7 protein-coding genes and 1 pseudogene are annotated in these 11,432 nt (G+C 49.3%); 5 read left to right on the forward strand and 3 right to left on the reverse strand.

Annotated features, from left to right (window positions below; all coding sequences use genetic code 11):
* Positions 1–130 precede the first annotated feature (130 nt).
* The 3 genes from C7B77_RS13355 (at position 131) to C7B77_RS13365 (ending at position 3,807) form a co-directional block, all read left to right on the forward strand.
* Positions 131–1,579, forward strand: coding sequence for a sensor histidine kinase (locus tag C7B77_RS13355; protein ID WP_106305391.1), 1,449 nt, complete (start codon positions 131–133; stop codon positions 1,577–1,579).
* A gap of 256 nt (positions 1,580–1,835) precedes the next feature.
* Entirely contained in the window at positions 1,836–2,975 is a 1,140-nt protein-coding gene (locus C7B77_RS13360; protein WP_106305394.1) for a spondin domain-containing protein, read from the forward strand.
* Positions 2,976–3,126: 151 nt separating this feature from the next.
* Complete coding sequence (locus C7B77_RS13365) at positions 3,127–3,807, forward strand: response regulator transcription factor (protein WP_106305397.1); 681 nt, start codon at positions 3,127–3,129, stop codon at positions 3,805–3,807.
* 22 nt (positions 3,808–3,829) lie between these two features.
* On the opposite strand, the gene C7B77_RS13370 is transcribed toward C7B77_RS13365, so the two are convergent.
* Positions 3,830–6,478 carry a chloride channel protein gene (locus C7B77_RS13370; protein WP_106305400.1) on the reverse strand — a complete coding sequence of 883 codons (2,649 nt, stop codon included), beginning with the start codon at positions 6,476–6,478 and terminating at the stop codon, positions 3,830–3,832.
* Between the two features lie 339 nt (positions 6,479–6,817).
* On the opposite strand from C7B77_RS13370, the pseudogene C7B77_RS13375 reads away from it, so the two are divergent.
* Positions 6,818–7,276, forward strand: a pseudogene (locus tag C7B77_RS13375) (SDR family NAD(P)-dependent oxidoreductase); the annotation flags it as partial.
* Between the two features lie 106 nt (positions 7,277–7,382).
* A complete protein-coding gene (locus C7B77_RS13380) occupies positions 7,383–7,778 on the forward strand; it encodes an OsmC family protein (protein WP_106305405.1) in 396 nt (131 codons plus the stop codon).
* Positions 7,779–7,917: 139 nt separating this feature from the next.
* On the opposite strand, the gene C7B77_RS13385 is transcribed toward C7B77_RS13380, so the two are convergent.
* Both C7B77_RS13385 and C7B77_RS13390 read right to left on the reverse strand, forming a co-directional pair.
* Positions 7,918–9,468, reverse strand: coding sequence for a cation:proton antiporter (locus tag C7B77_RS13385; RefSeq protein ID WP_106305402.1), 1,551 nt, complete (start codon positions 9,466–9,468; stop codon positions 7,918–7,920).
* A 111-nt stretch (positions 9,469–9,579) separates the two neighbouring features.
* Complete coding sequence (locus C7B77_RS13390; protein WP_245894184.1) at positions 9,580–11,013, reverse strand: mechanosensitive ion channel family protein; 1,434 nt, start codon at positions 11,011–11,013, stop codon at positions 9,580–9,582.
* Positions 11,014–11,432: the final 419 nt, after the last annotated feature.

The raw sequence follows: 11,432 nt of genomic DNA on the forward strand, positions 1-11,432 counted from the left end.
CAACAACCAGTTGCCGCTCCTCTTCGCTCTGCCGCTCGCCGGGCCGGGCCCGCTGCCCTTCGGCGCCCCCCTCTCTTTCTTCCTCCTCCTTCTTTCTCCCTTCCCCCTTCCCCTTTCCCCCCTCCCTCCAATGTTCCCGTTTTCCCGATCGACAAAAACACTCCAAAACTTATTCAAACGGCGAGTTTCCCCGACTTCGCTCCAGTTTCGCTTGACCTTAGAATTGCTAACTATTTCGGCGATCGGGGTCGCTAGTATCGCGCTGTGGTCGGCGTGGCGGATGGAGAGAACTCTAGCCATGTCCAATAAGCAACTGTTGGAATATGTCGCGATGCGCTTTCCAGAACAAGTCGAAATGTATAGTGAATCCAAAACCGTCAAAATCGGTCTGGAACGGACGATCGACAAGCTTTCGACTTCGGGGGTCTCGATCTGGGTTAAGGAGCCTAGCGGCAAAATTTTAAGTCAGTCTGCGGGGATGAATACGCCATCAGCCGAACTAATTAATACGATTAGCCAGACAGAAGCCCCAGCAAAGCCGACGATCGTCCAATTTGGCGATCGCTACATGGTGTTATGTGGCAGCCCCCTGACCATCAATGGCCAACCGATCGGTAAAGTATATTTATCCCAAGATGTCACACTCGATCGTCGTCAATTAAATGCGGATATGAATAGCTTAATCGCGATCGGCATTTTGGCGATCGGGGTACTGATGATGGCGATCTCTCAACGCATCCGCACAACACTGCAACCACTAGAGCAAATGAGCGACATTGCCAGCAATGTTTCTGCTGACGATCTCGGTGGTGCTCAACTGGAACTACAACAGGCTCCTGACGAGATTCTGGGGCTAGCAACAGCCTTTAATGACATGACCGTCAGATTATCTGGTGCTTGGGAGCAACAGCGGCAATTTGTGGGCAATGTTTCCCACGAACTCCGCACGCCGCTCACAGTGGTCTTAGGCTATCTCCAAAGTTTATTGCGGCGGGGTGATAATTTAACCACTCACCAGCAACACGCACTAGCGACAGCGATTTCTGAAACCGATCGCACGATCCGAATGCTCCAAGATTTACTCGATCTCGCCCGTGCCGATAGCGGCAATCTTCATTTTCGGCAAAGCCCAGTAGTTCTAAATACATTGGTTGCTGAAGTCGTTGACATGAGCCAGAAAGTCAGTAAGCATCCGATTTCAGTATCGACAACTTCAGCGGATGTTGTTGCCCTAGCAGATCAAGATCGCCTGATGCAGGTATTAATTAATCTCGTCGATAATGCCATTAAGTACTCGAATAGTCCGATCGAGATCGCGATCGAACAAACCGGAGATCTGGCAATCGTTCGCATTCGCGATCGCGGAATTGGAATCGCACTAGAACATCAAAATCGCATCTTCGAGCGATTTTATCGAGCGCAGGATTCATCGACACGATCCAGAGATGGTACGGGTTTGGGTCTAGCGATCGCCAAAAGTTTAATCGAAGGAATGAACGGCAAAATTACACTGCGATCGAAGCCAGGTGAAGGTAGTACTTTTACCATTGCATTACCGATCTGGAAATCATCGTCATGAACGCGCGGAGGCTGTTCGCGCCAAGATTGTCAGTATTTATACGCAAAGCTTTATCTCCGATCCAGCCAATCTTCATCTTCTCCTCATTTTTCTAGCATTTAATTTGAGTGTTGCTGAAATTCTTTTGGAGCGGGTAAATCTTTGACCCAGTAAAGAATTAGAGCCGTTTGCTCCAATCTTTAACCAGTCAGGGAATTTGCCTGCGATCGAGATTGATTTTTAGCAGTCATCACCAAATTATTCCTATAGGATCGCCATGCAAACTAAACTCACCATTGAAATCGAGAATCTGGCACCGAATAAAGGTACCTTGCTTACGCCTGTTTGGTTTGGATTTCATAATGGCATGTTCGATACATACGATCGCGGTCGCCCTGCTTCTCAGGGGGTAGAGCGCATTGCTGAAGATGGTACCGTTAGCGTTATCGGTGCTGAGTTCCTTCAGTCAGGATTTGGAACTGTTGCCGGAGCGGTGACAGGGCCATTGGTAGGTGCGCCTGGTCCGATCGATCCGGGTGAAACAGGCTCTTTTACGGTAACTTTGGATGCCAGCAATCCCAACAGCCGCTATTTTAACTATGCTTCGATGATTCTCCCTAGCAATGACTTTTTCATTGCCAATGGTAACGAGCGCGCTCATGAGATCTTTGATGCTAAAGGCAACTTCATCGGTGCCGATTTTACTGTGCTTGGCAGCCAAGTTTTGGATGCTGGTACTGAAGTCAATGATGAAATCCCCGCCAATACTGCCTTCTTCGGACAGTCAGTGCCGAATACTGGTACTGTCGAAAATGGTGTGGTTCGCACTGCGACTGGATTTATTCCAGGTGGGGCGATTTTGAGCGATCCTCGCTTTACTAATGCTGATTTTACTGCACCTGACTACAAGGTCGCTCGGTTCCGCATCTTCAACACGATCGATGGTACCGATGGTAACGATAACCTGACTGGAACCAAACAAGACGATCTGATTAATGGTGGTGCTGGGGACGATAAGTTACACGGTGGACTCGGCAACGATAAGCTCGTGGGCGGACTGGGGAACGATCGTCTCGAAGGAGGTAATGGTGACGATTACTTGTATGGTAATGTCGGGAACGATATCATCTTTGGTGGCAAAGGTAACGATTACTTGTATGGTGGCAGCGGATTCAATCGGTTGACTGGTGGTGCTGGTAGTGATGTATTCAGCTTGGCTGCTGGCGAAGGCTTCGACACCATTACTGATTTCAATCTTGGCAGCGGCGATCGTCTCAGTTTAGCAGATGGTCTGAACTTCAGCGATCTGACAATTACTGGAGTCGGTCGGAATACAGTCATCAGTTTTGGTAATGATGAGCTGGCAATTTTGAGCAATATCAGTGCTGCTAGCATTACTGATATTGCTTTTGCCTAAAATCATAGTTCGATCGTTCTCACGGCGAATATAATGGGAAAGGGGAAAGAACGAAGTAGTCTTACTATCGAATTCTTGCCCTTTTCTCGATCGAGATCTTTTTTAGTTCGGGAAGCGAATCGCACCAATCAAAGATTTATATTTTATTGAGATGAACGATCGCATTCTGTTAGTTGAAGACGATCCCAAATTAGCTGGGTTAATTGAAGAAGAATTAACATTAGAAGGCTATCAGGTGACTGTCGCCCCGAATGGTCTAGATGGACTGACGATCGCCCGGAATATTCAACCAGATCTGTTGATTTTGGATTGGATGCTACCAGGAATTTCTGGAATAGATCTGTGTTTGCGCTTGCGATCGACTGGGATTCAGGTACCGATTATTATGCTCACTGCTAGAGATGAAATTCCCGATCGAGTCGCTGGATTAAATGCTGGAGCGGATGATTATGTCACCAAACCCTTTAGCATCGAAGAACTACTTGCTAGAGTCAAAGCCAGATTGCGGCGGATACAGCCCGAAGATCCAGATAATTTTGAATTTGAAGACTTGATTTTAAATCGTCTTACTCGTGAGGTTTATCGAAACAGCCAACTAATTGAATTAACAGCCAAAGAGTTCGATCTTTTGGAATATTTGCTCCGCCATCCTCGCCAAGTAATGAATCGCGACCAAATTCTGGAAAAAGTTTGGGGATATGATTTTATGGGTGAGTCGAATATTATCGAAGTCTATATTCGTGCCCTACGTCTCAAGTTAGAAGTAAACAATCCTAAACGCCTACTTCACACAGTACGTGGTGTGGGGTATGTGTTGAGAGAATCTGCTTGAGTTCGATCGCCCGAACGTGGCATTAATTCGACCCCGAAATTGCGGCTCTGACGACGATCGTCGTGCAATCCGAGCCACGCGCGATCGCATTGGGAATATTCCCGTGAATGCTTTGCTGGAGTAAGCCTTCCCGACTTGCGCCGAGGATAATGACATTGCATTGTTGCTCGATGGCAAAATCGATCGCCGCGCTAGGGACATCATCAGCGTAGACGGTGGCAATCTTCGCTACGATATCTGTAGATTGGCGGATAAAATCTGCTGCTATATTTAAACTGCTCCGATCCGGGCAGTCATCTGTTGGCGCGAAGACTTGACACAGATGGATCTCTGGCTCGCGATTGAGTGCGACGAGCGCGGGTAATAATTGTAAAGCATACTCAGTATTCGGCCCACCCGAGATCGGTACCAGCCAGCGATTGAGTTGAGTCAGCCGCATCATCGCATCCACCGCACTCGATTTGCCAGCACCTACATGGAGTTGTAACCGCGCCCCCAGCTTGACGAGCATGACATTGCACGGAGCTTGCCGGATCGCCGTATCGACAGTACTCCCAAACACCATGCCTGGAGTAGTAGTTTTGCCCTGCCAGCCCATACAGAGGAGATCGATATGTCGATCGCTAATTGTTTCCAAAATGGTAGCAGCGACATTGTGGGTAACGCGGATTTGGGTATGCACCGAGATGCCCAAAGTTCGACCCAAAGCGACGGCGCGATCGCACAATTGGCGACTGACACTCAAATCGACAGGCGTTTCGGCGGGTATCCGCGAACGGGGAATGACGATCGCGTGCAGGCATTCTAGCTCGTAATTAGATTTGAGCGCGATCTCAGCGGCCAAACGGAGTAGGATATCTGCCGTCTGGGGGTTGCTCAGCGGCACTAGCAGCCTTTGAGTGCGATAAACCAGATAAGACGGTTCTGGGCGGGTGCCCAGGGGGCTGACGGTACTACTCACTCGTTCGGCTTCGGCGCGAATGATATCGGCGCGAGTAATGATACCGACTAGTTTGCGACCCTCGACAACGGGCAATCTCCCGATTTGATGGCGATCGAGCAGATACAATACTGAAGTCAGGGCATCTTGCGGTCTGACGGCAATTACCCGCTGCGTCATCAGCGCGGAAATCGGGGTCTGAAGATCCCACTGTTGCTGCTGAATGTCTGCCAAATCGCGTTGGGTGAGAATGCCGACTAATTTACCCTGCTCGACGATCGGAAATCCCCGATGGGAAGAATCGGCAAAAGCTTGGAGTGCGGCGGCGATGGTCATTTGACTGGAGAGAGTTTCGACGCGCCGCTGCATCAAATCGGCGGCAGTTAAACCAACCCAACTCTGCTGTGCTAAGTCGGGGAGATTGAGGTTAATTCCCTTGCCGATGAGTAAATGTTGATAAATGGAACCAGGAAATAGTTTCTCTGCCACTAGATAGGCGACCACCGAACCGAGCATCAACGGTAAAATGAGGTCAAATTGGGCGGTCATTTCCCAGACGATCGCGATCGCCACCATCGGACGGTGGGTAATGGCACTAAACACCGCACTCATCCCCGTCAAAGCATAAACAGTCGGCGAGCTAACTACTAAATCGATCGGTAATAGCCCCTGTGCGTAACCACTTTGCATCCCCGTGGCTACCAGATCGCCCAAAGCCGCACCTAAAATCAGACTCGGTTCAAACAACCCCCCAGGGGCACTAGCACCAAACCCCACCAAGCACAACAAGAATTGACCGCCCAAAATCCACGCGGCACTCTGCCAATCGATCCGACCGAGAATCGCCAAATCTTGGAGATCTCTGCTAGTCAGCAACGCATGGGGCAAAATAATGCTCAGAATACCCGTTATCCCACCCGCTACAGCCAATTTAACAGCGAGAGAGCGAGCGCGAAACTGCCACTGATAAAACTTTAAACTCCCCAGGAGACAGCGATTGCACCATACCCCCAATAATCCCGCCAGTATCCCCACGCAGATCGGTAGTGGAATCTCTGCTAGCGAAAACTGAATCTGGATGTGACTCAGATCGGGAACCATCCCCCGTCCGCCGATTGCGCGCGATATGACACCCCCCACGACTGCGGCAATAATCGCCGTCCCTAAAGTCAGATCCGAGACATCTTGCAACAATTCCTCGATCGCGAATAAGACACCTGCGATCGGGGCATTAAAACTCGCTGCCAGTCCCGCCGCCGCTCCAGCGGCAATCAATTGACGTTGATGAGTCGGCGATGTATGCGTCCAATAACTCAGTTGAGCTGCTAAGGCGGCTCCGATCTGCACCGTCGGCCCCTGTCGCCCCAACGCAAAGCCAGAACCCAAGGACAGAGCGGTACTGACCCACTTAACTGCTGCTACCCGCAGATCTAACGCGATCGGAAAGTAGCCCAACGCCGCCTTGACTTGGGGTATACCGCTTCCCGCCGCCTCTGGAGCCAGTCGCTCGACTAATAAACCGCTAAGATATCCCCCACAAATGCCGATGAGTGGCAACACCAGCCACGGCGAAAACGTCCCCGCCAAATCTACCCGCCATGCCTCCAACCACACCACCGATTGTTTTAGTCCCACTCCGGCTAGAGCCGAGACAATCCCGATCGCGCAAGCCTCCATAATCGCGATCGGCTTGGGGCGCAATAGTTGTCGTAATTGTCGATCGCTCCACATCCAGTTTGCTATACAACGGCCTTGAAGATTGTAACCGCTCCGCGCTCCTTTTTATCTCTACAGGATAACTCGATTCCCGTACCGAGAGGCTCGCGGGAACGCGCCACACGATCTGGCTCACAGTAGACATCGACTCGATCGCTGACGGGCGATCGAGTCGATAGCACCTAATGCTCGATCCCATAGTCCGATACCCAAGGATTGAGCTGCTTGACGAGTGGGATTTTTGGGTTTCGGAGTACCTTACCAATCATGGAGGCTAACAGACCTAGCACGTCCGCTGCAATAGGCTGTTATGCAGCATAAAAAATTTACTTGACATCTACCTATTAGATGACCGACTATGACCTGTATTTGGAATTGAATAAGGCGACGTTTTTCATTACTCAGGCGATCGCGCAAAATATGGTGAATCAGAAGATCGAGGGCGCGATCGTCAATGTTGGCTCGATGTGGGCCAAGCAAGCGGTAAAAGCCACGCCATCGTCTGCCTATTCGATGGCAAAAGCAGGTTTGCATTCACTAACGCAGCATCTGGCGATGGAATTAGGCGATCGCGGGATTCGAGTTAACGCGGTCTCACCCGCCGTCGTGGAAACGCCGATTTATGAAGGATTTATCCCCAAAGAGGAGGTTCACGAAGCATTACAGGGCTTTAATGCCTTTCATCCGATCGGTCGGATTGGGACACCGGAAAATGTGGCAGATGCGATCGTCTTTTTGCTATCCGATCGGGCTGCTTGGGTTACAGGCGCAGTGTGGGATGTCGATGGGGGGGTTATGGCTGGACGCAATTAATCTAGCGACTGTTGCGATCTCGCTTGTCTCTGGCAATTACAGTTTTGAGCGCGATCCGATCCATTCGTCCCCATTATCTAGTTGTAGTCACAATAGGAGAAATCTCATGACATCCGTGCGAGTTTCATCGAATGCATCCCATCTGGGACAAGATATTGCCATTCGGCAATTTCAGCTCCTGGCCGATGAACCAACCGATTTAGGTGGGAATGATACAGCTCCAACTCCCTTTGAGTTCGTTTTAGCGGGGCTGGGGGCTTGTAAGGCAATCACAGTGAAGATGTATGCAGCGCGTAAGGGCTGGGAATTAGCGCATGTCAGTGTCGATTGCACGCTGGAGAAAGTCGAAAGTTCGCAAGTCATTCAGGCTAATCTTCATCTGAGGGGTACCTTGACGGTCGAGCAACGGCAACGACTGTTAGAGATTGCCGATCGCTGCCCTGTGCATAAACTCCTGACGGCTGAGGTGCAAATTCACACAGTCTTATCGCCCGAACGGTAATTGCAACGATTTCCGCAGCATCTCACGATCGGCTGGAAATGTCGATCTCACAAGCTTCAATAATCCCGATCGATTTGGGGCGCAATAGTTAGTAGAATTGGAGTCGATATGGTACATATAGCTTTTACAACCGCAGGTTTTACAAGTCTCGTACTTCCATCAACAGCGAGAGTTCTCGATCCAAGCGACCCGCCTGCACTAGTTCGGCATAAGTCTCCGCCTCGATCGAGAGCAGCTCATCTCGCAGTTGTTCGGCGATAATTGTCTGGAGATCGGGATAATCATTTTGGAGATTTTCTAATTCCGATCGCAAACGAGTTAGTTCTCCCTGCACCAGTGACACTTGATATTGATAAAAATCGGGTTCGATGCCAGGATGTCGATCTATTTCGCCTAAATGTGCTAGTACGCGGTTGAGGGCAGTCTGACGGGCGACAATCTCCAGATAATGCTGACGCATCGGCAGATCGCCCAGCAAGTCTAGTTGAGCCAGGAGCGGCTCAATGGTCAATCCTTGGAAGAGGAGGGTAAATAACACCGTCCCAAACACGCTTGCCACGATCGCATCTCGACCTGGCACATTTGCTGGTACGCTCAACGCCAAGGCGATCGATACGGCACCCCGCAAGCCGCCCCACCACAGTACAGTTCGCTCTGGGATGGAAATTTCCGTACCAGCCAAACGGTTGCTCAGACTACCGAGTCCGTAAATTGCGATCGCTCTTGATAATGTCATCGCGGTAATTGTCACCCCGATTGCCACCCAGTTTTCAGCCAAAACTGCAAAGCGAATTCGATCGCCGATGAGCAAGAAGACAATCGAATTGACAAAAAAGGATAAAAATTCCCAAAACTCACTGACGATGACGCGAGTGCGGGGGTTCATGCCGATCCGCGAGCCAAAATTACCCAGAATCAGCCCCGTCGTGACGACCCCAATCACCCCCGATCCGCCGAATTTCTCGGCGATTAAATAGGTACCATAGGCGGCAACTAAAGTGAGGGACTGCTCTACTAAGGGTAGATCGAAGCGTTGGGTGAGATAGGAGATGCCAAACCCAACTAGTGCCCCAGTAACTAGCCCAATTCCTACCACGATCGCCAACTGGGTCACAATTGCCCCCACTGTTAAATTAGCGGTGCCCTGTGAGAACGCCACCACAAATCCAAAGGCAACAACCGCCATCCCGTCGTTAAATAAACTTTCACCCTCCATCAGGGTAGTCAGCCGCTTATCGACACCCAACTCCCTAAATAGAGCCGTCACCGACACCGGATCTGTCGCTGCCAGACTCGCACCAATTAGTAATGCAGTCGTCACAGGTAGCCCAGCTAGTAAATTCAGTCCGCTTGCTACGCCTGCAATTGCAATAATTGTCCCAAATACCGCATAAAGACAGATTGGTATCAAATCTTGTTTGAGCCGCAACCATTTCAAGTTCCAAGCCGCTTCAAACAAAAGTGGCGGTAGAAAAATCAGCAGAATTAATTCAGGTGAAAGTTGAACTAATCTGACATCGGCAACAGCCAGACCCAATCCGACAATTACCAGTAGTAGTGTATAAGGAATGCGATGAAACCAGTCGATAATTTGAGGCAAGATTGCCACACTCAAAGCAACTAATAGCACTAATAAAAATTGCTCTAAGCTCTCCTCGATCGCCACTTTTGGTAAACTTGTCTCTATCATTTTTGAATTCTAAATTTGGATTGAATTAGTCCTCGATCGGAGTGCAAGGCTTGGCTTCAACTACTAAAATCGATTAGTTTAGGTTGGTAGAATGCAATCGGGTTGCAGCAATCACTCTGACTGACTATCGCAGATACTGGGCGTGTTTTTGAGCTGGACGGTATAAACTGTGTCAGACCGATCGATCCCCGCTGCTGTCATGGCTTCTTTAATTGATTGCGCGACTTGAGAAGTCGATTCTAGAAAAGATAACCGTTGCGAACTTACCCAAAACCGGACTTCGATTTTGACTTCGCTAGTGGCAAGTTCTCTGACGAGAATTTCCACTGGCGGCTGAGAAACTATACTCTCGACGCTCATTACCGCTCGATCGATAACCGCTTTGACGCTGGCAATATCTGTGTCGTAATCGATCCCGATCGTCAACGAACTCCGACGCAAATCCGCTGCCGTGTTGTTGATAATTGTGGCGATAAATACTTGTAGATTGGGAATCGAAATCGTGCGGCCATCGGAAGTAATTAGTGTGGTTGCACGGAGTTTAATGTAAGTTACAGTGCCTTCATAGTCTTGAATGATAATTTGATCTCCAACCTGAAATGGGCGCGATACCAATAAAATAATGCCAGAGAAATAATTGCTCAGAATATCTCGCAAGCTAAAGCCAATTGCCACACTTGTCAGTCCTAATGTGCCAACTAGCGTTGCAAAGTTCAATCCCAACACTCCCAGAGCGACGATCGTGCCGAAGATCCAAATACTGGTGTACGCTACCCGACTCACTAACGTTTTGGGATTGTAATCAAGTTCCCATCGTTCGGATGCTGCTAATGTAATGCGTTTGATACTGCTAGCCAGAAACATCGTCAGTGACACAGTCAGCAGTGCGCCTAGAATGGTTGGCAATCGATCGATGCTATCGCGCTGAAACTGGCGGATCGTACTGTAGAGTCGTTGTCCGACATCGATCGCCAGCGGGGGTTCGGCAAATGCGCGATTGAGTGCCGTTGCCCACTGCTGCGCCAGTCTCTCTACACCCACACCAAAATCCTGGGCATCCTGTTGGGTGACAGTCATCAGAATCCGATTATTTAGTTGGAGGGTAGCAATCCTTCGCTGTGGGTCGGTTTGAACGGTAATCGCGCCATTCGATGGCGATTGAGCCAAAAAACTCGCAATCCGGCGATTGATAATATTCGCGCGATCGCTCGCACTCAAATTGGCAAGACTGCCAACTTGTAAAATTACCTGCCCTCTGACGATAATATCCGCAAAAAATACGCCATCCGTCGGCGTAGATATCGGTGGAGATGGCGACGGTACGACGACTGGAGGGGTGTCTTGTGCTATCCCGACGAGCGGCATTATCAGCCAGATTCCGGTACAGATAATCGTTGAGGCAATTCTCCCAGAGAGAGGCTGCGCCAACGATCGCGAGCGATCCTGGCAAAAATTCCAGCTCGATCGATCGTCAATCGGATTAAATGACTGTCGGCTAGCGAAAATTTTGAGCTGAAAAATATTGGGCACGAGTGTTTGTGACATTTAACAATTAGAGTTCAGGGCTGTACGATCGCTATCGAAGCGATCGGATATCGCTCTTTTACAGCTTGGAAATCTTGTTCTTCAGATCTAAAAAAGTAGGGTGGGCAGTGCCCACCAGCACCATTGTCGATTTATAAATATAAATATTTGGAGTAATTGAGTGTGAGTTATGGCAATTTTGTTGGATGTAATCTCGATCTAGTGCTGAAGATATTGCTCGATCGAATAAAACAGCTTAAACTCTTATTGCTTCGATTCAAAATGGTCTGTGGGCAGTACCCACCCTACTGGCTATACTCGAAAATCGTGGCAAGATCGCCACCATCAAAATAACTAATAACACGATACCTGTCTAAATGTTATTTAGCAGCCAGATAAAAGTTTGGCAGTAGAAACATGGGGATGCTTGGGATCTTTAA

This window comes from Chamaesiphon polymorphus CCALA 037 (assembly GCF_003003845.1).
GTDB classification, from domain to species: domain Bacteria; phylum Cyanobacteriota; class Cyanobacteriia; order Cyanobacteriales; family Chamaesiphonaceae; genus Chamaesiphon; species Chamaesiphon polymorphus.

Coding starts and splice junctions, on each gene's coding strand:
- C7B77_RS13360 (WP_106305394.1), top strand. CDS start 1,836: ATGCAAACTAAACTCACCATTGAAATCGAGAATCTGGCACCGAATAAA.
- C7B77_RS13355 (WP_106305391.1), top strand. CDS start 131: ATGTTCCCGTTTTCCCGATCGACAAAAACACTCCAAAACTTATTCAAA.
- C7B77_RS13365 (WP_106305397.1), top strand. CDS start 3,127: ATGAACGATCGCATTCTGTTAGTTGAAGACGATCCCAAATTAGCTGGG.
- C7B77_RS13385 (WP_106305402.1), bottom strand. CDS start 9,468: ATGATAGAGACAAGTTTACCAAAAGTGGCGATCGAGGAGAGCTTAGAG.
- C7B77_RS13390 (WP_245894184.1), bottom strand. CDS start 11,013: ATGTCACAAACACTCGTGCCCAATATTTTTCAGCTCAAAATTTTCGCT.
- C7B77_RS13370 (WP_106305400.1), bottom strand. CDS start 6,478: ATGTGGAGCGATCGACAATTACGACAACTATTGCGCCCCAAGCCGATC.
- C7B77_RS13380 (WP_106305405.1), top strand. CDS start 7,383: ATGACATCCGTGCGAGTTTCATCGAATGCATCCCATCTGGGACAAGAT.